The organism is Streptomyces sp. NPDC050315 (assembly GCF_040655775.1).
Classification (GTDB): domain Bacteria; phylum Actinomycetota; class Actinomycetes; order Streptomycetales; family Streptomycetaceae; genus Streptomyces.
Genome location: NZ_JBFAKN010000009.1, coordinates 135,832 through 159,978, shown reverse-complemented (window position 1 = coordinate 159,978; position 24,147 = coordinate 135,832). Strand labels below are relative to the sequence as shown.

Here is a 24,147-nt window from a genome sequence, read left to right as displayed (position 1 = left end):
ACTTGAGAGAGGTCAAGGGCCGTGCGGGTACATATCGGTGATGGTGTTCGGCTCTACTTCGACGTGGAGGGAGCCCAACTGGTGACGGACGGACCGGACATGGCCGAACGGCCGACGATCGTGCTGCTCCACGGGGGGCCGGGGGCGGATCACACCCTGTTCAAACCGGAGCTTTCCGCCGCGGCCGGTTTCGCTCAGGTCATCTATCTGGACCAGCGCGGAAGTGGTCGTTCCGTGCGCAGCGGCCCGCTGCAGTGGACGTGGGAGCGGTGGGCGGACGACGCGATCGACTTCTGCGACGCGCTGGAGATCGAACGGCCAGTTCTCGTCGGTACGTCCAGCGGGGGCTGGGTCGCGCTGCTGGCGGCCATCCGGCACCCGGACCGGTTCGCGGGGCTGGTGCTGGACAGCGTGATGCCCGGCGATACGTACGAACGGCTGGAGATGTTCGAACGGCTGGGAGGTCCGGAGGCCCGGGAGGTCGCGCTGCGCTACTGGGCGGGGGACACGGGCGACGAGATGACCGACGCGTGGGAGCGGATCTGCCTGCCGCTGTACTCGCAGCAGCCGGGCGGGGACGACGTGGCCGACGGAAACCGGCTGCGCCGGGTGCGGTGGAACGACGAAGTGCTGGACCACTTCCGGATGGTGCTGGCGCGGGAGTTCGACCCTTGGCGCGGGCTGGACCAGGTGGCGTGCCGGACGATGATATTGGCCGGCGAGCACGACCCGGTGGCGACCGCTTCGGCGGCCCGCCGCTTCGCGCACCGGCTGAGTCATACGGACGTACGGCTGCACGTATTGGCCAAGGCGGGGCACGGCGTCTTCCGCGAGGCGCCGAAACGGTCAATGGATCTGCTGCGGGACTTCGTGGTGAGCGGCCATGTACCGCGGCTGCATTAGGAATTCCGACCGTACGGTCGAATTCCGTGACGCGTGACGGAAATGATTGAGCGCTGGATCGTTTCTCGTGACTGGTGTGGCACCAGTTATCCCGCGTTCCCCTCGCGACAGCAAAGCACCAGAGCGCTTCCGATAGGTCCGTGGCTGGTTCGGTACGGCGGCGGCCCGTGACAAGGGGGAGCGGGCCGCCGCCGTACCTCGGCGGGGGCGGTCGACGGCCGTCGGGGCGGATCCGACGGCGATGGGGAGCCGACCGCCTGGACGAGGACGCTAAACCTCCCGGGGGCGATGAGGCGGGGCATTGCCGGTACTTGTCCATTCCACTGCCGTGGATTGCTCGCTTCCGGCCACCGGGTGACAGGTACCGACGGAGGCGGGACTACGATCGACCACTATGGACGTAGTGATCAATGTGTTCGTCGCGCTGCACATCATCGGCATCGCCTCGCTGCTCGGCGGCTTCCTCACGCAGATGAAGGCGATGGGCGCGGGCACCGCCCGCTTCGTGCCCGCGATGCTGCACGGCGCGATCACGATGCTGGTGACCGGCGTCATCCTGGTCGGCCTGAACCAGATGCAGGACTACTCGGTCAACAACATCAAGATCGGCGTCAAGCTCGCCGTCCTGATCGTGATCCTCGGGCTGGTCTACGTGAAGCGCGACGAGGAGAAGGTGGAGAAGCCGCTCTTCGGGCTCGTCGGCCTGCTCACGGTCGTCAACATCTTCCTCGCGCTCCTCTGGACGTGAGTCGGACCCGGCCCGACAGGGCCGGGTCCGACTCACGTCCGGTCGCGTCAGGCCGGTCGTACGCTCCCGTAGATCGGCATGTAGTAGATCGACTCCACGCGTACGTTCGTGCCCGGCTTCGGCGCGTGGATCATCTTGCCGTCGCCGATGTACATCCCGACGTGGCTGATGTCGTCGTAGAAGAAGACCAGGTCACCGGGTTGCAGATCGCCCGTCGCGACCCGCGTGCCGACCTTCACCTGGTCCCAGGTCGTCCGCGGCAGCGAGACGCCCGCCGCCTTCCAGGCCGCCTGGGTGAGCCCCGAGCAGTCGTACGACGTGGGGCCGGTCGCGCCCCATACGTACGGCTTTCCGATCTGCGCGCGGGCGAAGGCGATCGCCTTCTCCGCCTTGGTCGCGTACGTACCATCGGGCACGTCGGGCGTCCCGGCGTCGGAGCCCGAGCCGGTCCCGGTGTCCGACCCGCCGTCCTGCTGCTCCCGCCGCTCGCGCTCGGCCTGCTCCCGCGCCAGCTCCTCCGCCTTGCGCTGCGCCTCGGCCTTCTTCTTGCGCTCCAGCTCCGCCAGCCGTTCCTTCTCCTGGGCGGTCAGCCGGGACAGCAGCTGCCGGGCCTCGGTCAGCTTGTCCTGGACGTCCTGCTTGGACGTCTTCAGCGACTCCTGGGACTTCTGCAGCTCCTCCAGGCTCCGGATCGCCTGCGCCCGCTGGCGCCCGGCCTGCGCCTGCTGGTCCTGGTAGTCGGCGACCGCCTCCTGCTGGCGGCCGGTGAGCCGCTCCATGAGGTGGTTGCGGTCCACGAACTGCTGCGGGTCCCGGGCCAGCATCAGCTGGGCGGTCGGGCTCAGCCCGCCGGAGCGGTACTGCGCGGAGGCGAAGGTGCCCAGCTCGCGCCGGGCCTCGTTCATCTTCTCGGTCCGCCGGGCCGCGGCGTCCCGCAGCTCGTCCACCTTCTCGCGCTGCGTGCCGGCGCGCTCCTTGGCGGCGTTGTACTTCTGGGTGGCGACCTCGGCCTGCCGGTACAGGCCGTCGACCTTCTTCTTGACCTCTTCTATGGAGGGCTTGGGGTTTCCGGGGGCCGCGTCCGCGCTCTGGGTGAGCAGCGTGACGGAGGCGAGCGCCGCGGTGGTGAGCCCGGCCGCCGTACGGCGGTGCGCGGGCACGGCGAGAATGCGGGTGCGCGGCTTGCGATGAGACGCCAAGGCCGGCGACTCCTTCCGTGGACCGCCTACCGGGTTAGCTGTCGGGTTCGGGCGGGTGCCGCATCGCTGTCGCTGCGGCGTACTACGGAAGGTGCCCTACGGTCCGTACGGATCGCTCCGTGCGGCCCGATTCACCCCGGTGGTGCGTGTGGGTCCCCGGCTCCGGCCGCCCTGGGTGCGGCGGTACGGACTCGGCGGGGCGGCCCGTGCCGGCGCTTTCGCCGGGCGGTGGGGCGGGCTGCCCGGTCGGCACGGTAACCAACTCGTGTGACTCCTGTGAAGGCTGATGTTCGATATGCCCGATACATTTCCGTGATCTCGCCGTGTCCGGTCCGATGCGGGACCACTTCCGATCACGGGCTGTCCGGTGGTGTTCTCCGCCCGTGACCGCCCGCGTTGTGCCGTATCCTCCGCGCCCCCGCATCCCCGCTGTATCCCCGCGATTCCCCGGAATTCCGCGGCCGGGACCGCGTTGTCGGTGGGGCGGCCTAGACTCGGTGGGCGATGAGCAGCCTCTTTGACGACAGCTTCCTGGCGGACCTCGGACCTCCCGAGCCTCACGACGAGGAGCCGCCCCCTCCCGAGGACGACGATCCCCGTCCGGCACCGGAGGCGGGCCCGGCCGACCTCTTCGGGGGCGAGTTCGGCGCGCCCGTGGAGCGGGAGCCGTACTACCGCGACGGCGCCGCCCGCCCCGCGGTGGACCCGGCCGCCCTGCTGGAGGGGCTGAACGACCAGCAGAAGGCCGCCGTGGTGCACAGCGGCGGCGCGCTGCTCATCGTCGCCGGCGCCGGCTCCGGCAAGACCCGTGTCCTCACGCACCGCATCGCGCATCTGCTCGGCGCGCGCGGCGTCCACCCCGGCCAGATCCTCGCGATCACGTTCACGAACAAGGCCGCGGGCGAGATGAAGGAGCGCGTCGAGGACCTGGTGGGCCCGCGCGCCAACGCCATGTGGGTGTCGACCTTCCACAGCGCCTGCGTGCGCATCCTGCGCCGCGAGTCCAAGAAGCTGGGCTTCACGTCGTCGTTCTCGATCTACGACGCCGCCGACTCCAAGCGCCTGATGGCCCTGGTCTGCCGCGATCTGGACCTGGACCCCAAGCGCTTCCCGCCCAAGTCCTTCAGCGCCAAGGTCTCCAACCTCAAGAACGAGCTCATCGACGAGGAGACCTTCGCCGGGACGGCCGCGGACGGCTTCGAGAAGACGCTGGCCGAGGCGTACACGATGTACCAGGCGCGGCTGCGCGAGGCCAACGCCCTGGACTTCGACGACATCATCATGACGACGGTGAATCTGCTCCAGGCGTTCCCGGACGTCGCGGACCACTACCGCCGCCGCTTCCGGCACGTGCTGGTCGACGAGTACCAGGACACCAACCACGCCCAGTACACCCTCGTGCGCGAGCTGGTCGGCCCCGGGACGCCCGAGGTGCCCGCCGCCGAGCTGTGCGTCGTGGGCGACGCCGACCAGTCGATCTACGCCTTCCGCGGCGCCACGATCCGTAACATCCTCCAGTTCGAGGAGGACTATCCGGACGCCACCACGATCCTGCTGGAGCAGAACTACCGCTCCACGCAGACGATCCTCTCGGCCGCCAACGCCGTCATCGAGCGCAACGAGAACCGCCGCCCGAAGAACCTCTGGACGGACGCCGGCACGGGCCCGAAGATCATCGGCTATGTCGCCGACACCGAGCACGACGAGGCGCAGTTCGTCGCCGACGAGATCGACCGGCTGACGGACGCGGGCGAGACCAAGGCCGGCGACGTCGCGATCTTCTACCGCACGAACGCCCAGTCCCGTGTCTTCGAGGAAGTCTTCATCCGGGTCGGGCTGCAGTACAAGGTCGTCGGCGGCGTGCGCTTCTATGAGCGCAAGGAGGTCCGGGACGTCCTCGCGTACCTGCGCGTGCTGGCCAACCCGGAGGACGCCGTCCCGCTCCGCCGGATCATGAACGTGCCGAAGCGCGGCATCGGCGACCGCGCCGAAGCCATGATCGAAGCGCTCGCGCTGCGCGAGAAGATCACCTTCCCGCAGGCGCTGCGCCGCGTCGACGAGGCGTACGGCATGGCGGCGCGCTCCGCGAACGCCGTCAAGCGCTTCAACACGCTCATGGAGGAGCTGCGGACCATCGCCGAGTCCGGCGCCGGTCCCGCGACCGTCCTGGAAGCGGTCCTGGAGCGTACGGGCTATCTGGCCGAGCTCCAGGCATCCACGGACCCGCAGGACGAGACCCGCATCGAGAACCTCCAGGAACTGGCGGCGGTCGCCCTCGAATTCGAGCAGGACCGCGACGAGGACAATCCGGGCACCCTCTCCGACTTCCTGGAGCAGGTCGCCCTGGTCGCCGACTCCGACCAGATCCCCGACGAGGACGAGGAGGGCACGGGCGTCATCACGCTGATGACGCTCCACACCGCCAAGGGCCTCGAATTCCCGACCGTCTTCCTGACCGGCATGGAGGACGGCGTCTTCCCGCACATGCGCGCCCTCGGCCAGACCAAGGAGCTGGAGGAGGAGCGGCGGCTGGCGTACGTCGGCATCACGCGCGCCCAGGAGCGCCTGTACCTCACGCGCTCCACGATGCGCAGCGCTTGGGGCCAGCCCCAGTACAACCCGCAGTCCCGCTTCCTGGAGGAGATCCCGGACGAGTACGTCGAGTGGAAGCGGACCGGCCCCGCGACGCCGTCCGCGTCCATGGGCGGGCTGTCCTCCGGCCTGTCCGGCGGCGGCTTCGGGGCCGCGTCGTCCGTCTCCTCCTCGCGGAGCAAGGCGGGACCGAGCGGCTTCGCGACCCGGCGGGCGAAGGACCGCCCGGTGGCCGCGCTGGCGATCGGCGACCGCGTCACGCACGACAGCTTCGGGCTGGGCACGGTCGTCGGCGTGAAGGGCAGCGGCGACAACGCCGAGGCCACGATCGACTTCGGCGGCGAAAAGCCGAAGCGGCTGCTGCTGCGGTATGCGCCGGTGGAGAAGCTGTAGGCCTGGTCGTACGTACTAACGGCCCGGGACCCTGCTGGGGGTTCCGGGCCGTCCGTGTACTCGCGGTACGCGCGGCTCAGTTCGGGTTGATGCCCTTGGAGCGGAGCCAGGGCAGCGGGTCTATCGCGTCGCCGCCGTCGGGGTGCACCTCGAAGTGGAGGTGCGGGCCGGTGGAGTTGCCCGAGTTGCCGGAGTACCCGATGACATCTCCGGCCTTGACCGAGCCCGAGCGGATCTTGGCGCTGCTCAGGTGGCAGTACCAGGTCTCGGTGCCGTCCGGCGCCGTGAGCTCGATCATGTTGCCGTAGGCGGGGTTCCACTTGGTGACGACGGTGCCGTCGGTCGCGGCCATGACCGGCGTGCCGTAACTGACCGGGAAGTCGATGCCGGAGTGCAGCGACATCCAGTTGACGCCGGCCTGCCCGAAGAGCGCGCTCAGCCCGTGCTGCTTGACCGGCAGCGCGAACTTCGGTCGCAGCGCCTCCTTGCGCGCCGCCTCCTCCGCCCGCCGCTTCTTCTCGGCGGCCTCCCGGGCCTGCAGGTCGAGACGTTCCTGCGTACGACTGGCACGGTCGGCGAAGTCGTTCGCGTCCGCGCTCAGGTTGGAGAGCTGGGAGTCCAGCTTGTTGTTCGCGGCCGACGGCTTCACCGCCGAGGCGTCCGAAGCGGCCTGTACGGCGGTGTCCTCTTCCTTGTCGGTCGCACCGGACACGGAGGCGGCAGCCACGGCGCACACGCCCATGGCGGCCACGGACGGCACGGCGACGGTCAGCAGCGCGGACTTCTTCGGCGTCCGCCGCCGGCCTCGGCCGCCGTTCCCTTGCGCTTCCCGCCGGGCGGCCCGTCGGCCGCCGGGGACGGCTCCGGGAGCGCCTCCTGGGGCGCCGGGGGGAGCGTCGTCGGGCGCGGCTTCGGGGGAGACGGTGGGGGTGGGGATGATCGCGGTGACGGCGGAGTGCACGTCGCCGTCGGCTTCGGCTTCGACCCCGGTTTCCGCTCCGGCCAGGTCGTCGGCGGTGAAGACGGCGGTGGACTCGGCGGCGGCTTCGAACTGGCCCGTGTCGAAGGGGCCGGTCCCGAACTGGGTCGCTTCGAATTGGCCCGTTTCGAACTGGCCTGTTTCAAACTGGCCCGTTTCGAACTGCGCGTCCTGGGGGGCGGCCTCGTAACCCTCGGCAGTCGGCCACGCACCGCCGACCACGTCGTACGCACCGGTGTCATACGCGCCGCTCACGTCGTACGTCCCGGTGTCGTACGCAGCGTTCACGTCGTACGTGCCCGTGGTGTCGTACGACGGGTAGGCATACGGGTCGTACGCACCGGTCTCGTACCCCGCAGGGTACGTACCGCCGTCGTACGCTCCGTTCGCCTCGTACGCACCACTCACGTCATACGTGCCGGTGTCGTACGTCCCGCCGCCGTAGGTCACCGTGTCGTACGCACCGGTGTCGTACGCGGTCGCTCCATAGGCGTCGTACGCACCGCTCACGTCGTAGGCGCCGGTGTCATACGTACCGGCGGCATACGCGCCGGTGTCGTACGTGCCGGTGGTGTACCCGTCGTACGCGGCGTAACCGAGCTGGGCGTCCTGCTGCTCGTGCGACTCGTAGCCGGGATAGGACCCGTACGAGGCGTCAGCAGCAGAGCCGGTCGGGTCTGGGTTCCCCGACGGGTGACGGTCGTTCACCACCAACTTCTCTTTCGCCTCGGCAGCAGGAGAATTAGCGGCGACTGTACCCGGCGGTATGCGACGGCGACAATCTTCCGTAGGTTTCGGGCCCTTCCAGACCGGGCATTTGGCCGTCTTTCGGAGGACGCCCGGCACGTTCTTGGCGCCACGTTCGATGAATGTTCGACATCGATTGGCGTAGACGTCGTGATCGCGAAGCGGGTCGGAAGGCGGTTGGAAGGCGGGTCGGAAGGCGGGTCGGACGGCGGGCCGGGCGGTGCGGTCAGGCGACGGATGCCTGGTCGGACGCGACCTCGTCCGCCGCGCCGCCGGGATTCTCCGACTGCGCCGGATTCGTCGGGTCCGTCGAGGCCAGCGCCTCGCGGATGCCGGCCGCGACCGTGCCGTTGACCGGAAAGGCCAGATGTCCGACACCGGAGACATGGATGTTCCGGGTCCGCAGATCGGCATGATTGATCTGTGCGGTCTCGGTCGGCACCATCATTTGATCGAGATCGCTCCAGAAGCAGACGAAAGACGTCCGGCAATTCGGCGCGGGCCGGGCCAACTCCTTGATCACGTCGGAATCCGGCCGCATCTGGCGCACGAGCGGATGCGCGGGCAGCAGCGCGGCGAGCCGGGTGCCGCCGTGCGGGGTGCCGAGCGTGACCAGCGTCCGGATCCGCGCGTCCCCGCCCAGCCGCTGTACGTAGTACCGCGCGATCAGCCCGCCGAGGCTGTGCCCCACCAGGTCGATGCGCCGGTGACCGGTGCGCTCGCAGACGTCCTCCACATGCCGGCCGAGCAGCTCGGCGGCCTTGCGTATGTCGCATGTGAGGGGCGAGTAGTTGAGTGCCTCGAGGTGACACCACCCGTGCCGGCGCAGCGAGCGGCGCAGCAGCACGAAGACGGAGCGGTTGTCGATGAAGCCGTGCAGCAGGAGCACCGGGGGGTGCGACCGGCCTTCGGTCGGCAGCATGGCGGGCGCGGGCAGCGAGTCGGTCTCGGCCACCGGCCGTCCCGTCCCGGCGGTCCCGGCGGTCCCGGCGCTGGCTCCGGCGTCTGCGGTGGCCCGGGACCAGGCGTCTGGTCTGGGGGCGCTCGCTCCGGCGTGCGCTCCCTTGTGCGTCCCGGCTCTGGTCGTACTTGCTGTGGCCGTGGTTGCTGTGGCCGTTGCGGCTTTCGGCCCCGGCTTCGTACGCGCGGACGGCGGCCGTCCGGCATCGCGCACCGCCTCGGCCTGCTCCTGCGAGACGCCCGTGGGGTACAGCAGTAGATGCCCGGCCAGTACCGCCAGCTCCCACACCGTGACGCGGAGCATGGCGGCGGAGGGGCGGATCAGACAGCAGAGAAAGGGCAGGGCCTTCATCGGCCGACCTCCGAACGGCACGCGGAGGACGCCTCTGTCCCCCGTCATGCCCTCATGGGGAGCCGTTGGGTGCGTACACGGCCCCCGTGCACCGTGCTCGCCGATGACGTTGCGGTACCGGCGCGGACCGCCGACGGGTGTCACCCGACGGCGCTCCGCGGCTGCTGCGCCTGCTGTACGTGGCCGGCCGACCTGTCCGTTCCGTCTCTCCCGGCCGGCGTGCCCGTACGTGGCGCGGTACCTCTTCCCCGCACACCGTGCGTGTGCATGGGGGCCTGTACGTACCCGAAATGCGCACTGCCGTGCCGCGCGGCTTCGGCGCGGCGGTGCGGCAATTTGCTGCGGCTCCCTGCGCCGCCCCGCAGACGCCCCCGCCGCCTTGCGGCGGCGGAGGAGATGCGGCGTACGGCGCGTAGCGAACGTGTCCCACGTGTGATTTCCCCCTCCCTCCATGTCGCGAAACGGCTCCGTACGCGATGCTGGGGATAACGTTCGTTCACGCTGGCGGCCGCCCGGGCGGCCGCATATTCGGTTGTCGGCTCGACGGCGCTGGTCAAGGCCGGTGCCGCGCTTGGCTTGGAGGCAGTGATGGGTGTGACCGGTCCGATCCGTGTGGTGGTGGCCAAGCCGGGGCTCGACGGCCACGACCGTGGTGCCAAGGTCATCGCACGGGCCCTGCGGGACGCGGGCATGGAGGTCATCTACACCGGGCTCCACCAGACCCCGGAGCAGATCGTCGACACCGCGATCCAGGAGGACGCCGACGCGATCGGCCTCTCGATCCTCTCGGGCGCGCACAACACCCTCTTCGCGCGGGTGATCGAACTGCTCAAGGAGCGCGACGCGGAGGACATCAAGGTCTTCGGCGGCGGCATCATCCCGGAGGCCGACATCGCGCCGCTGAAGAAGCAGGGCGTCGCCGAGATCTTCACCCCGGGCGCCACGACGGCCTCCATCGTCGAATGGGTAAACGCCAACGTCCGCCAGCTGACGGCCTGAGCGCGCCGCCACTCGCCCCGGCTTCGACGTCGGCCCCGGGCCGGGCGCGGGACACTCCCGCGCCCGGGTGCCCGCCCGAGCCCCCGTCCAGGGGGCGGCCCGGGGGCTCACGGCCGCGCTCCGGCGTCCCCGGAGCCCGCCCCGGCGCGCGAGCTGTCCCCCTCGGCGTGCGGAGCGTTCCCCTCCGCGTGCGTGGCGTCCCCCTCGGTCAGTTCGGCGTGCATCGTGGCGCGGAGGCGGAGGGTGCCGACCAGGCGCTGGAAGGCTTCGGACCAGTAGCCGTCCGCGCCGGGCGAGCCGTCCTCCGGCTCGCCGCCCTGTGCCGTGAGCATGTCGAGCCGGTCCGCCGCGGCCGGGTCCAGGCACCGTTCGGCCAGCCCCATCACCCCGCTGAAGCTCCACGGATAGCTGCCCGCGTCCCGCGCGATGTCCAGCGCGTCGACCACCGCCCGGCCGAGCGGCTCGGACCACGGTACGGCGCACACTCCCAGCAGCCGGAACGCGTCCGACAGCCCGTGCGACGCGACGAACTCCGCCACCCACGCCGCGCGTTCCCCCTCCGGCAGAACCCCCAGCAGCTTCGCCGCGTCCCGCGACGACCCGGCCTCCCCGGAAGCAGCGTCGCCCGGGCTCCCGATGCCCGAACTGCCGCTGCCCGAACTGCCGCTGCCCGGAGCGCCGATCTCGGGCACGGCAGTCGGCTGGGCAGCTGCCGCGGACGGGGCGCCCAGGAGCGCCCGGGCCCAGGCGGCGTTCCGCTGGCGCACCGCCGCCCGGCACCAGGCGTCGTGCACTTCCGTGCGGCCCCCGTCCGCCACCGGCAGCGCGACGATCTCCTCCGGGGTGCGGTGCCCCAGTAGCTCCGTCCACACCCCGAGCGGCGCCGCCTCGAGCAACTGGCTCAACCACCAAGCCCGTTCGCCCCGGCCGGCCGGTGCCTTGGCCACCACCCCGTCCCGCTCCATCCCCGCATCGCACGCCCGCGGCGGCGTCACGACGAGGACCGGATCCGCGACCGGGCCGTCGAGCCGGAGGCAGGCCGTGGCGCGCTCGGCCATGCGGGACGCCAGGGCGGACTCCGGCAGGGCGGACAGCAGTTCAGCCGCCGTCGCCCGGACATTCCGGCTGCGGTCGGACAGCGCCTTTTCCAGGAACGGCTCGTCGGCCGGCGACAGCCCTTCGCGGAGCGAGTCCAGGAACATCAGCCGGTCCTCGGCCCGTTCGGCGGACCACGTGCCCGCGAGCAGCGCCAGGCCCGCCGCCGGATCGAGGCGGCGGGTCGCCGACAGCAGCGCGACCCGCTCCGCGAACAGGCCCTCCTCCCAGAGGCGTTGGCTCGCCGCCCGGTCCCCTCGCGCCGGCAGCGCCGCCGCGCCGCCGATCCCGCGCAGCGCGAACTTCCAGTCGTCGTTCAGCCGCGCCAGCCACAGCGCCCGTGGCCCGGCCAGCGCCAGCGCGGCCGGCCGCAGGTCCGTACGGGCCCGGGCCGCGTCCAGCAGGGCCGGCAGCAGCGCGGCGGGCGCGCGGTACCCCCGCTCCCCGGCCGTCGCGAGCCACTGCGGCAGCAGCTCCGTCAGGTCGGGGGCCGCGCCGCGCCGGCTGCCGTGGCCGCCCCGGTCGGCCAGCAGCAGGGCGAGCCGCCGCCGCGCCGCGTCCGGCAGCTCGGGACGCGGGTCCGGCGGGGCGACGGCCGGCCGCTCCGCGGCCGGCGCGGGTCGCAGGCCCGCCCGCCGCCGTACGGTGCTCACCGCGGCCGCGTCCAGCAGCGCGGCGGCGGGCTCCCGCCCCGCACGCACCGCCACTGGCGCGGCCCGCCGCTCCGTCCCGAGCAGCGCGGCGCTCACCAGCTCCCCCCAGGAAGCCACGCTCCCACTCACGGCTTTCCTCCCCTCTCGTCGGCCGTTCGGATCAGTTCTCACAGGGCCCTCGGTGCCGTCTCACGGCGCCTCCGACTCCGGTACTCACAGCGCCACCCCGGCTCCGGTACTCACAGCGCCACCGGTTCCGGATCCCACGTCGTCAGTGGGACGAAGCCCCGGTGGCCGCACTCGCCGAACACGGTGAGCGGGCCGCCGCCGGATATCGCGGTCAGCTGCCACAGGCCCGTACTGCCCTCGCAGCGCGGGTCCACGGGCAGCGCCGACTCGCCGTCGGCGTCGGCCAGTTGCCACCCCGTGCCCGGCCGCCCCGGCGTGGGCGGCCGGCCCGGTATCGGTACGACGTCGGCCAGTACGACCGGCCAGGCATCCAGCCACGGGTCGTCGCGCAGCGCGTCGCCGTACGCGGCGAGCGCGGCGTCCGCGCCGCACCCGGCCGGTATGCCCCCGGGAACGGCCGGTGCGTACCGCTCGCCCACGGTGACGCGCAGCGGGCGGGCGCCCGGGTAGTACGTCAGGTCGGCGTCCAGGACGAGCCCCGGCGGCAGGGCGAGATCGTGCGCCCGCCCGGGGCCCGCGAAGGAGAGGTGCAGCGCCATCCGGCCCGTCCGCTCGCCCCGCATCCATATGCGCCGCGTCGTCAGCTTGCCCTGTGGGCCTTCCTCGCGGTCCTGCTGCGCCAGGACCAGCCAGCGGTCCCGCACCGTGCGCTCCGCGGAACTCTCCCCGGAGCCGTTCCCAGTGAGGTCCGCGTTGCGGTCCCCAGTGTTGTCCTCGGCGCCACCCCCAGCGCCGTTCGTGTCCGGCGGCAGGCCCACTCGGGAGCGGACCGTGGCCGCCAGCGGCTCCGGAAGCCGCTCGATACCAAGGAACCCCTCGTCGAGAAGGTGCAGCAGCGCGCACTCCTCCAGCAGCCGGGACGGCCAGTCCGCGCCGGATCCCGGAATGGACCCCAACTCCCGCACACGCGCGGCCAGTCCGGGCGCCTGGGCGTCCACCATGCGGGCCGCCGTCTCGTCCCAGCCGGCGTACCCCGCGCGGTCCGCCGCGGCCAGCCCGGACCGCAGCAGGTCGGCGAGGCGCCGCTCCAGCTCCTCGGCCCCCGCGCCGACCCGCTGCGCCCGGCGCTCCGCCCGCCGGCGCGCGGCCTCCGGGTCGGCGAGCCCCTTACTGCCCTTGTCGCCCTTGCCGCCGTCCTTGTCCCCCTTGCCCGGCCGGTCCTCGCGGTGCTCGCGCCGCCCGGACAGCCACTCGGCGACCCACTGCGGCGGCTCGCCGCCCGTCACCACCACACCCCCGTCACCCTCGTCGTCCCCCTCGGATCCGGCCTCGCCCGCCCACAGCAACAGCAGTCCCAGCGCGTGCTTGCACGGGAACTTCCGGCTCGGGCAGCTGCACTTGAAGGCAGGCCCCGTCGTGTCCACCATCGCGCGGTACGAGGCGCTCCCGCTCCCTTTGCACACTCCCCATACCGCTCCGTCGCCCGCGCCCGTCTCCGACCACGGGCCGGGCGTCGCGAGCTTGCCGCCGGCCTTGCGCGACGCCGCGTCGGGCGCCACCGCCAGTACCTGCTCGGTCGTCCAGCGTTCCCCCTGCGCTCGGGGGTTCGGGGTTTTCTCCCCGTCCATTCCCAGCATGTCGAAAACGCTAGACCCAGCCACTGACAATCGCTCTGACCAGCAGATTTGTCACGGCGAGGCCGATTGTCAGTGGCATGGTGCAGTCTGGAATCCGCAAGCGGCCCGCGGGTTGCGGGATGTGGGTCGCACGGTCTGGGACCAGGGGGAGTCATGTCTTACGCGATGACGGAGAACGGCACGGGGAGCGGCCGGGGGACGGCGGCGGAAGCCGGGCGGCAGGACGGTGCGGCGGTGGCGCTGCGGCCGCACGCAGAAGATGCATTCGCAAATGAACTGGCCGCGCTGGCGGCCGCGGACGACCGGCCGAGGCCCGAGCGCTGGCGCCTCTCGCCGTGGGCGGTGGCGACATACCTGCTCGGCGGCACGCTCGCCGACGGCACGGTCATCACGCCCAAGTACGTCGGCCCGCGCCGCATCGTCGAGGTCGCGGTCACCACCCTCGCGACCGACCGCGCGCTGCTGCTCCTCGGCGTGCCCGGCACGGCCAAGACCTGGGTGTCGGAGCATCTCGCCGCGGCGGTCAGCGGCGACTCCACGCTCCTGGTCCAGGGCACGGCCGGGACGCCGGAGGAGGCGATCCGGTACGGCTGGAACTACGCGCGGCTGCTCGCGCACGGCCCCAGCCGGGACGCGCTGGTGCCCAGCCCCGTCATGCGCGCGATGGCGGAGGGCATGACCGCGCGGGTCGAGGAGCTGACGCGCATCCCGGCGGACGTGCAGGACACGCTCATCACCGTGCTGTCGGAGAAGACGCTGCCCATACCGGAGTTGGGCCAGGAGGTGCAGGCGGTCCGCGGCTTCAACCTCATCGCCACCGCCAACGACCGCGACCGCGGGGTCAATGAGCTCTCCAGCGCGCTGCGCCGCCGCTTCAACACGGTCGTGCTGCCGCTGCCCGCCACGCCGGACGAGGAGGTCGACATCGTCACGCGCCGCGTCGAGCAGATCGGCCGCTCGCTGGACCTGCCGCCGGCGCCGGACGGCATGGACGAGATCCGCCGGGTCGTGACGGTCTTCCGCGAGCTGCGGGACGGCCTGACGACGGACGGGCGTACGAAGCTCAAGTCGCCCTCCGGGACGCTGTCCACGGCGGAGGCGATCTCCGTGGTGACGAACGGGCTGGCGCTGGCGACCCACTTCGGAGACGGCGTGCTGCGGCCGGGGGACGTGGCGGCGGGCATCCTGGGCGCGGTGGTCCGGGACCCGGCGGCCGACCGCGTCGTCTGGCAGGAGTATCTGGAGTCGGTGGTCCGCGAGCGCGACGGCTGGAAGGACTTCTACCGCGCCTGCCGGGAGGTGAGCGCATGACGGAGCGCGAAACGGGGGAGCGTCGGGCGGCTGGTCCCTGGTTGCTCGGGGTGCGGCATCACGGGCCCGGGTCGGCCCGTGCGGTCGGCGCGGCGCTGGCGCAGTACGAGCCGAAGGCGCTGCTCATCGAGGGGCCGCCGGAGGCGGACGCGCTGGTGGCGCTGGCCGCGGACGAGGAGATGCGGCCGCCGGTCGCGCTGCTCGCGCATGTGACCGACGACCCGGGACGTGCGGCGTTCTGGCCGCTGGCGGAGTTCTCCCCGGAGTGGGTGGCCCTCCAGTGGGCACTGCGGCGCGGCGTCCCGGTGCGCTTCATCGACCTTCCGGCGGCGCATTCCCTCGCGGGGGCGGGGGAGCCTTCGCCCGCGGGCCCGGAGTCGGTCCCGGCCCCGGAGTCGCAGCCGATCCCGGGCCCGGGCCGGGCCCCGGAGCCGCAGCCCGCGCCGGAGTCGGAGCCCGGACCGGCGGCCGGTGACGCGCGGGTCGATCCCATTGGCGTACTGGCCGAAGCCGCCGGGTACGACGACGCGGAGCGCTGGTGGGAGGACGTGGTCGAACACCGCGGTACGGCCGCGGCCGGTGACGCGCTCGCGCCCTTCGAAGCGCTGGCCGAGGCGATGGGCGCACTCCGGGAGCAGGGCCAGGAGCCGGACCAGGAGGGCCAGGCGGGCCGGGAGGCCCAGGCGGGCGGGGCTTCCCGGGATGCCGTGCGCGAAGCGCACATGCGGTTGCGGTTGCGCGAGGCGCGGCGGGAGTTCGGGGACGACATCGCGGTCGTCTGCGGGGCGTGGCACGTGCCGGCGCTCGCCCAGCGGACGACCGTCACCGCCGACCGCGCCCTCCTCAAGGGCCTGCCGAAGGCGAAGGTGTCGGTCACCTGGGTCCCGTGGACACACCGCAGGCTGGCCCGGAAGAGTGGTTACGGGGCGGGGATCGCCTCACCGGGCTGGTACGGCCACCTCTTCAGCAGCCCCGACCGCCCCATAGAGCGCTGGCTGACCAAGGTCGCGGGGCTGCTCCGGCAGGAGGACTACGCCGTCTCCACCGCGCACGTCATCGAGGCGGTGCGGCTCGCCGAGTCGCTCGCCGCGATGCGCGGGCGCCCGCTCGCCGGTCTCACCGAGACCGAGGACGCGGTGCGCGCCGTACTGAGCGACGGTTCCGACGTGCCCGCCTCGCTGATCCACGACCGGCTGGTGGTCGGCGACGTGCTCGGCGAGGTGCCGCGGGCCGCGCCCGCCGTGCCGCTCCAGCGCGACATCGCACGGCTTCAGCGCACCCTGCGCCTCAAGCCGGAGGCGAAGGAGCGCGAGCTGGAGCTGGATCTGCGCAAGGAGACCGACGCCGCGCGCAGCCGACTGCTGCACCGGCTGCGGCTGCTGGACATCCCGTGGGGCGCGCCCGCCCACTCGCGTACGAGCACGGGGACGTTCCGGGAGACATGGCGGCTGCGCTGGGAGCCGGAGCTGTCGGTACGGGTCGCGGAGGCGGGCATCTGGGGGACGACGGTGCTCGCCGCGGCCACGGCGCGGGCGGCGTCGGACGCGGCGGACGCGAGCGCGCTCGCCGAGGTCACGGCGCTGGCCGAGCGTTGTCTGCTGGCCGAGCTGCCGGAGGCGTTGCCGGTGGTGATGCGGGTGCTGGCCGACCGGGCGGCGCTCGACGCCGATGTCGGGCACCTCGCTCAGGCGCTGCCCGCACTGGTGCGGTCCGTACGGTACGGCGATGTGCGCGGCACGGACGCGGCGGCGCTGCGCGAGGTCGCGGTCGGCCTGGCCGAGCGGGTCTTCGTGGGCCTGCCACCGGCCTGCGCCTCCTTGGATGCGGAGGGCGCGGCGGAGATGCGGACGCATCTCGATGCGACGCGGCAGGCCGTGGGACTGCTGTCCCAGGCGGCGGGGGACGGGGGACTCCGCGGGGGGCTCCTCGGCCGGTGGACCGAAGTGCTGCGCGTGCTGGCGGAGCGGGAGGCGATACCGGGGCTGATACGGGGGCGCGCGGCGCGCATCCTCGTCGACGACGGCCGGCTGGAGGACGGCGGGGCCGCTCGGCTCATGGGGCTGGCGCTTTCGCCGGGCGTGCCGCCTGCCGACGCCGCGGCCTGGATCGAGGGGTTCGTCGGGGGCGGGGCCGGGGGAATGCTGCTGGTCCACGACGAGCGGCTGCTGGCGCTGGTGGACGGCTGGCTGACGCGGGTGCCGGGGGAGGCGTTCACGGACGTACTGCCGCTGCTGCGCCGGACGTTCTCGCAGTACGAGCCGGGGGTGCGGCGCACGCTCGGCGAGCTGATACGGCGCGGGCCGGTGGCTGCCGGGGCGGCCGGCGGGGTGGCCGGTGGCGGTACGGCGGTCGGTGGCGAGGAGGCCGCGGCCCCCGGCTTCGGCCCGGGCCTGGACCGTGACCGCGCGGCGGCCGTACTGCCGACCCTGCGGGCCCTGTTGGGCACCACAGGCACGGGCACAGCTACGGACACCTCTACGGGCACAGCTACGGACACATCTACGGGGGAGATGCGATGACTGCAGAGCCGGTAGCGACGGAACCGGTGACGAAGGAACCGGTGACGACGACGGAGGCGGAGAACGGTGCTCAGGCCGAAGAGCGCATGCGGCGCTGGCGGTTGGTGCTGGGCGGGGGAGACGGTGACGGGACCGGGTGTGAACTGCGCGGACGGGACGCCGCGATGGACGGCGCGCTCGGGGCGCTGTACGGCGAGGGGCCCGGCGGACGTGTCGGCCGGAAGGAGGGCGCGGACCGGGCACGGCAACGATCCGGGGGGCTCGGCGGCTCCGCGCCCGTCGTGGCCAGGTGGCTCGGGGACATCCGCCGGTACTTCCCCACCCCCGTCGTCCAGGTGATGCAGCGGGACGCGATAGACCGGCTGGGCCTGTCCGCGCTGCTGCTGGAGCCGGAGATGCTCGAAGCCGTGGAGGCCGACGTACACCTGGTCGGCACGCTGCTCTCGCTGCACAAGGCCATGCCCGAGACGACGAAGGAGACCGCGCGGGCGGTCGTGCGCAAGGTCGTCGAGGACCTCGAGAAGCGGTTGGCCAGCCGGACGCGGGCCACGTTGACCGGCGCGCTGGACCGCTCGGCGCGGATCAGCCGCCCCCGGCACCGCGACATCGACTGGGACCGCACGATCCGCGCGAATCTCAAGAACTACCTCCCCGAGTACGGCACGGTCGTGCCGGAACGGCTGATCGGTTACGGGCGGGCGGCACAGTCCGTCAAGAAGGAGGTCGTCCTCTGCATCGACCAGTCCGGGTCGATGGCGGCGTCCGTCGTGTACGCCTCGGTGTTCGGGGCCGTGCTCGCGTCCATGCGCGCCCTCGCCACCCGCCTGGTCGTCTTCGACACCTCGGTCGTCGACCTCACCGATCAGATCGACGACCCGGTGGATGTGCTCTTCGGTACGCAGCTGGGCGGTGGTACGGACATCAACCGGGCGCTGGCGTACTGCCAGTCGCGCATCACCCGGCCCGCCGAGACGGTCGTCGTGCTCATCAGCGACCTGTACGAGGGCGGGATACGCGACGAGATGCTGAAGCGAGTGGCGGCGATGAAGGCGTCGGGCGTGCAGTTCGTGACGCTGCTGGCGCTGTCGGACGAGGGGGCGCCCGCGTACGACCGGGAGCACGCGGCGGCCCTCGGGGCCCTGGGGGCACCGGCGTTCGCCTGTACGCCGGATCTGTTCCCGGAGGTGATGGCGGCCGCGCTGGAGAAGCGGCCGCTGCCGATACCGGACCCGACGGGCTGATGCTTACACGTCCGACGAGCCGTTCACGGCGGCGTGTTCGCAGGTCGTACAGCCTTCCGTCAGGATCCCGTCGGCCTTCCGTCAGCTCTCCGCCACCTGTCGATACCGGACATGACGGAGTAACAGTGACAGGTCGCACGATCGACTTGCGCGGCACATGGCTGCTCGTGCAAGGATCTGCGCATCGCTCGATCACCCGAGACGTGCTGTGTGATGCGGGGTGCCCTGAGTACCTCGCGCCCGGTCGCCGTCCGTACGGGAAGGTCCTCCCTTGCCTGCTGTGTTCGCTCTGCCTGCCGCCGTGCGCCTGCCGCGCACCGCGGTCGTGCGGCGTGCGCTGCTGAGCGGGCTCTTCCTGATCGGCTTCGTCGTCCTCGCCGTTGTCTTCGGCGGCGGTACGGCACACGCGGCGGACGCCGGTTCCGCCACGGACACCGGATTCGAGTCCGCCACGGCGAGCTCCACATCCGGTATGCCCGGCACCACGACCGGCACCTCGACCGGCGACTCGGCCGCCTCCGACGCAGCCACCTCTGACTCGGCCACCTCCGACTCCGGCGCCAACACCGCGACGACCGATGGCGGTTCGCCGTCGGTCGACGGTTCCGGTGCGGCGTTGGAGCGTGAGGCCGCGGAGCGTGAGGCCGGGGCCGCGCAGCGGGCCGGTGCTCGGCTGTCCGACGGCGCGCAGGCGACCGGGGAGCGGCTGGGCGACGCCGTCCGCCCGCTCGCGGACCATTTGGCGCCCGTCACCGACCCGGTCACCGCTCCGGTGGACCAGGTCGTGCAGGACGTACAGCACGCGACCGGCCTCCCGATCGACCTCTCCGGCGTCAGCGCGGGGCAGGGCCGGGACGGCGAGCGGTCGCAGCACGGTGACGTCCGGGACGGCGGCCGCGGGCATGCGGTCGTAGCGGACCGGTGCGGTGCGGACCGTACCGGCGGCGACCTGTCGGCGGCTCCGGTGGGTGCCACCGGTGGTCCGGACCGGACGGCGGCGCAGGTCGCGGCCGACGGTGCCGGCGACGTGCCCGGCCAGGGCGGACTGCCCGGCCAGCTTCCGCAGGGCCCGGTCGCACCGGCCCCGCACCTCACCGGCGACGGCAACGGCCCCCGAGGCGGGGACCAGCACGCCGTACTGCCGGGCACGGACCCGCGCTTCGGGCTGGTGCCCGGTGGCGTACGGGCGGCGAGCGGCGCGCCGACGCGCGAGCGCAGCACCGACATCCTCGAATTCCCGGGCTAGGGCAGACCTCCCGCCGGATCTCCGATCCGACGGCCGTCAGCACCCCCTAGACCTGCCGCGCGGGGGCGGGACAGGTCTGCCCGTCACATCTTCCTGGAATTCGAAGGGCTCATCGCCACCATGCGCAACAACATCCGTCGTTCCATCTTCGTCGCCGCTGCCGCCACCGGTCTGTTCGCCCTGGGCACCGCGGGCGCCAACGCCGCCGAGCTGCCCGTCGACGCCCCTGACACCGGTGCCGTCACCGGTACCGTCCAGCAGACGCTGCCGGCCGGCGAGCTGACCGGCACGGTCGAGGAGACCGCGGGCCAGGCGACCGGCACCGTCGAGAACACCGTGGGCGGCGCGGCCGACAAGGTGACCGGCGTGCTCGGCGGCGGCCTGCCCACCACGGACGGCCTGCCCACCGGCCGTATCGGTGACGCGACCGGCACGCTGAACGACGTGCAGAAGAAGGCCGACCTGAAGAAGGTCACCAAGACCGCGAAGGACGCGCGCAAGGCCACCAAGGCCGCGGGCAAGGCGGGCAAGACCGTCAAGGGCGCCGCCAAGCAGGTCCAGCAGGTCGGCAACGTTCGCCTGCCGGCCTTCCCGAACGTGCCCGTCCAGGGCGTGCCCGCCCTCGACCTCCGCAGCCTGCCGGTCGAGGTCCCGAACGCCGAGCTGCCCGCCGGCCTGCCCGCTCAGCTGCCGGTCGACGCCCCGAACGCCGAGCTCCCCGCCAACCTGCCGGTCGACGCCCCCATCGCCCAGCTGCCCACCGGCCTGCCGGTCGAGGCCCCGAACGCCGAGCTGCCCACCGGCCTGCCGGTCCAGCTCCCCAACGCCGAGCTGCCCGCGGAGCTCCCCAACACCCCGGGCCTGCCCGACGCCTCCGCTGCCGCTGACCGTGTCACCTCGCTCGCCGGTACCGACCTGCGTCCCGGCACGCTGACCAACCCGGCCCAGGGCGCCCTGGCCACCGCCCGCCCGGTCGTCGACCAGACCGCCGCCGACGTGCTGCCGCCCGTCGCGCAGCGCGCCGTCGGCAAGGTCGTGCCGGTCGCCCAGAACGCGGTGGGCGGCGTGGGCCTGCTCGCCGGTGACGCGGCCGACCAGGCCACCCCGTTCGCGCAGGGCACCGTCGCCGACACCCAGCTGTTCGCCGAGGGCGCGGCCGCCGACGCCGTGCCGTTCGCGCAGGGCACCGTCGCCGACGCGCAGGGCTTCGCCCAGGGCACCGCCACCACCGCGATCCCCTTCGCCCAGGGCACCGCCACCACCGCGATCCCCTTCGCCCAGGGCGCGGCCGCTGACGCGGTGCCGTTCGCGCAGGGTGTGGCCGCCGACGCGCAGCCGTTCGCGCAGGGTGTCGCGACCGACGCCGTGCCGTTCTCGCAGGGCCTGGCCACCACCGTGGCCGCCCACGGCCAGGAGACCGCGGGCAACGCCGCCGCCGGTGTGCAGCGCATCATCCCCGTCGACGTCGCGCAGGCCGACCTGACCAACCCCGCCAACATCCCCGCCTTCTCGGCGCTGCCGGTCCTGGCGGGCTGAATCCCGGAACCCGGGTCCGGTACCCGGGTGCCCACCGGCCGGCGTTGTGGGGACGCCGCCCGCACGGCCCCCGGTAACCGGAAGCACCTATAAGCAGTACGAGCCGCTGGACGGCCCTCTTTGGGGAGGGGGCCGTCCAGCGGCTTTTTCGCTGCCGGAGCGAGTCGGAGCCAAAGCCAGTACGGGAACTACGACTTCGGCACCTTCAGCCGCTCCCAGCTCACCTTCCCCGGTATCCCGTCCGCGTCCTTGCCGCCGAAGCCGAGCTTGCGCTGCCACGCCGCGTAGGACTTGCGGTCGGCCTCCGTCCAGTACGGCCCCGGACCGTCCTCGTAGTGCGAGCAGCCCTCCGCGACCAGCCGCTTGCCCATCGCCGTGATGACCGGGCTGTGCGCGCCCGCCTGGAAGAAGCCGCCGCCGGGGAAGCGCTCGTACCGGGTGCCGGGCCGCGGCCGCTCCGGTGCGGGCTTCTCGGGCGCCGGCTTCTCGCCCTGGCCGCCACCACCGCCGCCGTTACCGCCGCCGCTCCCGCTCGGCTTGCCCGCGAGCCGCTTCTTGATGCGGTCCCGCATCCCGTCCATCGTGAAGCCGCGCGGGTCCGTCTTGCCCGGCTGCCACTCCTTGTGGCCGATGACGGACTTCTCGGTCCAGCCGTGCGCCCGGCAGATCGCCGCCGACACCTTCTCGATCGCGGCCTTCTGCTCCTCGGGCCAGGGGTCGTCGCCGTCGCCGAGGTTGATGCACTCGAAGCCGTAGAAGTGCCGGTTGCCGTCGCTGTTGGCCGCGTTGTCGCGCGGCAGCTTCGACTCGTTGACCACCGCGCGCAGGACGTCGGAGTCGCCGAGCCCGGCGTGGTTGGCGCGGCCGTTGCCGACCAGCCAGACCTCGCCCTTCTTGTCGATGACGCCATGGCACAGCGGCCCCGGCAGCCCGGACCGGCCCTCGTAGCAGAGGTTGACGGAGCTTTCGGTGCCCTTGGTGACGGTGTGGTGGATCATCACGCCGTTCAGCGGGCCCCACGGGCCCTTGCTGTTTCTGTTGTGGCGGCGCCAGTTGCGGACCTCGTGGACGGTCAGGCCCTCCTTGCGCAGGACCTCCACCAGGCGCGACGCGCTCAGCGGCTCGGCCATCGTTGTGCTCCTTCCTCGGCCCGCCCGGGCGGGCCGGTCCCCCGGTCGGCGGCGCGCGACGTCACCCGCGCGCGGAATCACCCGCGCGCCGCCTTGTACGTACGCGGTGGCGCGTTCCCCGTGGCGCCACCCGCCGGTGTTACTCCTCCGTCAGCGACTCCGCCTCCGCCGTCGTCTGCGAGCGCAGTGCCGCACCGTGCGCAGGGCCGGCGGAGGCCACGTCGGCGGGCTCGTTCTCGGCGTCCGCCGCGGCGTCGGCGGCGCGCGCCTCCTCCTCGGCCGCCAGCTCCTCGTCGCTGGCCGCGGCGATCTCCCCGGCCAGCGGCTTGAAGGCGAATCGCAGGTCGGACACGGTCTTCTCGCCCATCACCCAGCCCAGCGGCGCGTAGTGCACCTGCGGCCCGAGCGGGCCCTGGAGGAGCGGGCGGCGCGCGGCGTCCGTCGGCCACTCGACGCTGCCGGTGGCCGTGCGGGCCGGTACCACCCAGTAGTCGCCGCTGCGGTAGGTGCTGCCGGCCGCGAAGTACACCTCGACGCCGTCCTCCAGCGGCAGCCAGGCGCCTTCCTCGATGCGCACCGCGCCGTGCTTCAGCTGCCCGGCCGCGCCCTTCTTCGTCTGCCGCTCCTGCGCCCGGCCGCCCTCGCGGTGGTCCCAGCGACGCAGGTACGGGCTGCGCTCGGGCCGCCGCCCGACGCCCTGCGCGGGCTCGTCGGAGAGGCGTACCCGACGGCCCGGCAGGTCCAGCTCCTCGACCCGCAGCAGCGGATGGGCGTCCAGCCGCGAGGCGACCGCGGAGTCCATGAACTCGACGTAGTCGCCGACGTCCAGGTCCAGCTTGTCGTCGTTGCCCAGCGTGGCCAGCTCGACCCAGGTGCCGTCCAGGCCGTCGACCGGGAAGGTCACCGAGCCGTTCTCGCGGGACCACTTGAAGGTGGCGTCCTTGGCCGCGCCGCCGTCGTGGATCTCGATCCGGTACAGCTGGTTCTCCGGGCCGCGGTACCGGGCGTCCGGCTTGACCAGGCACGGGTCGTCGTCGGCGTGGTCGGGGCGCTCGCTGCGCACGGCGAGCCGCGCGGTGGCCTTGCGCTGCTCGGCTACCCACTTGCGGAACGCCTCGCGGACCGGGGCCTTCTTCGTCTCGTCGCCCTCGATGTCCAGTTCACTGCCCGGCAGCGGCAGCACCTGCCAGACGACCTTGAGCCGGGCCGCGGTGTCCGGCAGCGCAGCGCCGAGCGCGACCTCGCGCAGCGCCGGGTCCTCGGCCGCGGTGACCGAGCGCTCCCACACCTTCAGGTAGGCGAGGTACGGGAACCGGGTGGGCAGCCGGTCCTCGGGGCGCTCGGCGTCGCGGTACGCGTCGGGCTGGTCCCAGTACGTCCAGGTGGCCGGCGGCTCGGCGGCCGCACCCTCGCCGTCCTTGGCGTCGTCGTCGGTGTCGGCCTCCGCGGTGTCCGGCACCGGGACGCCCGGCTGCGGCCGGTACGCCTCGACCAGGATGCCGTCGACGTAGTACCGGCCGGGGCTGATCGACAGGTCGTCCAGCTCGCGGCTGCCGCCGGTCATATCGATCTTGAACCCGGCGTCACCGGCCGGGCCGCCGTGCTGCCCTATCAGGTCCGTGGCGGTCACCCGCGCCTGGTAGAGCTGGATCGCGGTCTGTTCGTTGGCGTCCGCGTCCAGCTGGACGCGGCCCTGCTGGGCGAGGACGGCGGAGTAGTGGGCCTGCGGCCGGAAGGTGATGCGGGAGAGATCTGCGTGCATGGGAAGGGTTCCCCCT

16 protein-coding genes and 1 riboswitch are annotated in these 24,147 nt (G+C 72.8%); of the genes, 9 read left to right on the top strand and 7 right to left on the bottom strand.

From position 1 onward, the window contains the following. Window positions 1–81 precede the first annotated feature (81 nt). Window positions 82–903, top strand: a complete 822-nt coding sequence (locus AB0I82_RS29825) for an alpha/beta hydrolase (protein WP_363260501.1) — start codon at window positions 82–84, stop codon at window positions 901–903. Between the two features lie 394 nt (window positions 904–1,297). Continuing rightward, entirely contained in the window at window positions 1,298–1,651 is a 354-nt protein-coding gene (locus AB0I82_RS29820; protein ID WP_363260500.1) for a hypothetical protein, read from the top strand. A 47-nt stretch (window positions 1,652–1,698) separates the two neighbouring features. Here the strand turns inward: AB0I82_RS29820 and AB0I82_RS29815 are convergent, their stop codons facing one another. Next, window positions 1,699–2,850, bottom strand: coding sequence for an NlpC/P60 family protein (locus tag AB0I82_RS29815; RefSeq protein ID WP_363260499.1), 1,152 nt, complete (start codon window positions 2,848–2,850; stop codon window positions 1,699–1,701). A gap of 7 nt (window positions 2,851–2,857) precedes the next feature. Next, window positions 2,858–3,043: riboswitch (cyclic di-AMP (ydaO/yuaA leader) on the bottom strand. 311 nt (window positions 3,044–3,354) lie between these two features. On the opposite strand from AB0I82_RS29815, the gene pcrA reads away from it, so the two are divergent. Then, window positions 3,355–5,835, top strand: coding sequence for a DNA helicase PcrA (gene pcrA / locus AB0I82_RS29810; RefSeq protein WP_363260498.1), 2,481 nt, complete (start codon window positions 3,355–3,357; stop codon window positions 5,833–5,835). Between the two features lie 76 nt (window positions 5,836–5,911). On the opposite strand, the gene AB0I82_RS29805 is transcribed toward pcrA, so the two are convergent. Further along, window positions 5,912–7,522 carry a peptidoglycan DD-metalloendopeptidase family protein gene (locus tag AB0I82_RS29805; protein ID WP_363260497.1) on the bottom strand — a complete coding sequence of 537 codons (1,611 nt, stop codon included), beginning with the start codon at window positions 7,520–7,522 and terminating at the stop codon, window positions 5,912–5,914. Between the two features lie 265 nt (window positions 7,523–7,787). After that, entirely contained in the window at window positions 7,788–8,873 is a 1,086-nt protein-coding gene (locus AB0I82_RS29800; protein ID WP_363260496.1) for an alpha/beta fold hydrolase, read from the bottom strand. Window positions 8,874–9,461: 588 nt separating this feature from the next. Between AB0I82_RS29800 and AB0I82_RS29795 the strand changes: the two genes are divergently transcribed. Further along, window positions 9,462–9,872: a cobalamin B12-binding domain-containing protein gene (locus AB0I82_RS29795; protein WP_351599528.1), complete on the top strand. Its 411-nt coding sequence runs from the start codon at window positions 9,462–9,464 to the stop codon at window positions 9,870–9,872. Between the two features lie 107 nt (window positions 9,873–9,979). Here the strand turns inward: AB0I82_RS29795 and AB0I82_RS29790 are convergent, their stop codons facing one another. After that, window positions 9,980–11,749 (bottom strand): DUF5691 domain-containing protein, encoded by a 1,770-nt coding sequence (locus AB0I82_RS29790; protein ID WP_363260495.1) that lies wholly within the window; start codon window positions 11,747–11,749, stop codon window positions 9,980–9,982. A 110-nt stretch (window positions 11,750–11,859) separates the two neighbouring features. Continuing rightward, window positions 11,860–13,377 (bottom strand): SWIM zinc finger family protein, encoded by a 1,518-nt coding sequence (locus tag AB0I82_RS29785; protein WP_363260712.1) that lies wholly within the window; start codon window positions 13,375–13,377, stop codon window positions 11,860–11,862. 174 nt (window positions 13,378–13,551) lie between these two features. Between AB0I82_RS29785 and AB0I82_RS29780 the strand changes: the two genes are divergently transcribed. The 5 genes from AB0I82_RS29780 to AB0I82_RS29760 all read left to right on the top strand — a co-directional run bounded on the left by AB0I82_RS29780 (window position 13,552) and on the right by AB0I82_RS29760 (window position 21,239). Continuing rightward, window positions 13,552–14,697, top strand: a complete 1,146-nt coding sequence (locus AB0I82_RS29780) for an AAA family ATPase (RefSeq protein WP_363260711.1) — start codon at window positions 13,552–13,554, stop codon at window positions 14,695–14,697. Next, on the top strand, window positions 14,694–17,216 hold the full coding sequence (locus tag AB0I82_RS29775) for a DUF5682 family protein (protein WP_363260494.1): 2,523 nt from the start codon (window positions 14,694–14,696) through the stop codon (window positions 17,214–17,216). Before AB0I82_RS29780 ends, AB0I82_RS29775 begins: the two co-directional genes overlap by 4 nt. A gap of 86 nt (window positions 17,217–17,302) precedes the next feature. After that, complete coding sequence (locus AB0I82_RS29770; protein WP_363260710.1) at window positions 17,303–18,457, top strand: VWA domain-containing protein; 1,155 nt, start codon at window positions 17,303–17,305, stop codon at window positions 18,455–18,457. 280 nt (window positions 18,458–18,737) lie between these two features. Next, window positions 18,738–19,703, top strand: a complete 966-nt coding sequence (locus AB0I82_RS29765) for a hypothetical protein (protein WP_363260493.1) — start codon at window positions 18,738–18,740, stop codon at window positions 19,701–19,703. A 120-nt stretch (window positions 19,704–19,823) separates the two neighbouring features. Continuing rightward, window positions 19,824–21,239 (top strand): hypothetical protein, encoded by a 1,416-nt coding sequence (locus AB0I82_RS29760; RefSeq protein WP_363260492.1) that lies wholly within the window; start codon window positions 19,824–19,826, stop codon window positions 21,237–21,239. A 188-nt stretch (window positions 21,240–21,427) separates the two neighbouring features. On the opposite strand, the gene AB0I82_RS29755 is transcribed toward AB0I82_RS29760, so the two are convergent. Both AB0I82_RS29755 and AB0I82_RS29750 read right to left on the bottom strand, forming a co-directional pair. Continuing rightward, a complete protein-coding gene (locus AB0I82_RS29755; RefSeq protein ID WP_363260491.1) occupies window positions 21,428–22,369 on the bottom strand; it encodes a peptidoglycan-binding protein in 942 nt (313 codons plus the stop codon). A gap of 139 nt (window positions 22,370–22,508) precedes the next feature. Next, window positions 22,509–24,131: a DUF6519 domain-containing protein gene (locus tag AB0I82_RS29750; RefSeq protein WP_363260490.1), complete on the bottom strand. Its 1,623-nt coding sequence runs from the start codon at window positions 24,129–24,131 to the stop codon at window positions 22,509–22,511. Window positions 24,132–24,147 lie beyond the last annotated feature (16 nt).

Coding starts and splice junctions, on each gene's coding strand:
- AB0I82_RS29775 (WP_363260494.1), top strand. CDS start 14,694: ATGACGGAGCGCGAAACGGGGGAGCGTCGGGCGGCTGGTCCCTGGTTG.
- AB0I82_RS29795 (WP_351599528.1), top strand. CDS start 9,462: ATGGGTGTGACCGGTCCGATCCGTGTGGTGGTGGCCAAGCCGGGGCTC.
- AB0I82_RS29755 (WP_363260491.1), bottom strand. CDS start 22,369: ATGGCCGAGCCGCTGAGCGCGTCGCGCCTGGTGGAGGTCCTGCGCAAG.
- AB0I82_RS29820 (WP_363260500.1), top strand. CDS start 1,298: ATGGACGTAGTGATCAATGTGTTCGTCGCGCTGCACATCATCGGCATC.
- AB0I82_RS29750 (WP_363260490.1), bottom strand. CDS start 24,131: ATGCACGCAGATCTCTCCCGCATCACCTTCCGGCCGCAGGCCCACTAC.
- AB0I82_RS29800 (WP_363260496.1), bottom strand. CDS start 8,873: ATGAAGGCCCTGCCCTTTCTCTGCTGTCTGATCCGCCCCTCCGCCGCC.
- AB0I82_RS29770 (WP_363260710.1), top strand. CDS start 17,303: ATGCGGCGCTGGCGGTTGGTGCTGGGCGGGGGAGACGGTGACGGGACC.
- pcrA (WP_363260498.1), top strand. CDS start 3,355: ATGAGCAGCCTCTTTGACGACAGCTTCCTGGCGGACCTCGGACCTCCC.
- AB0I82_RS29780 (WP_363260711.1), top strand. CDS start 13,552: ATGACGGAGAACGGCACGGGGAGCGGCCGGGGGACGGCGGCGGAAGCC.
- AB0I82_RS29760 (WP_363260492.1), top strand. CDS start 19,824: ATGCGCAACAACATCCGTCGTTCCATCTTCGTCGCCGCTGCCGCCACC.
- AB0I82_RS29785 (WP_363260712.1), bottom strand. CDS start 13,377: ATGGACGGGGAGAAAACCCCGAACCCCCGAGCGCAGGGGGAACGCTGG.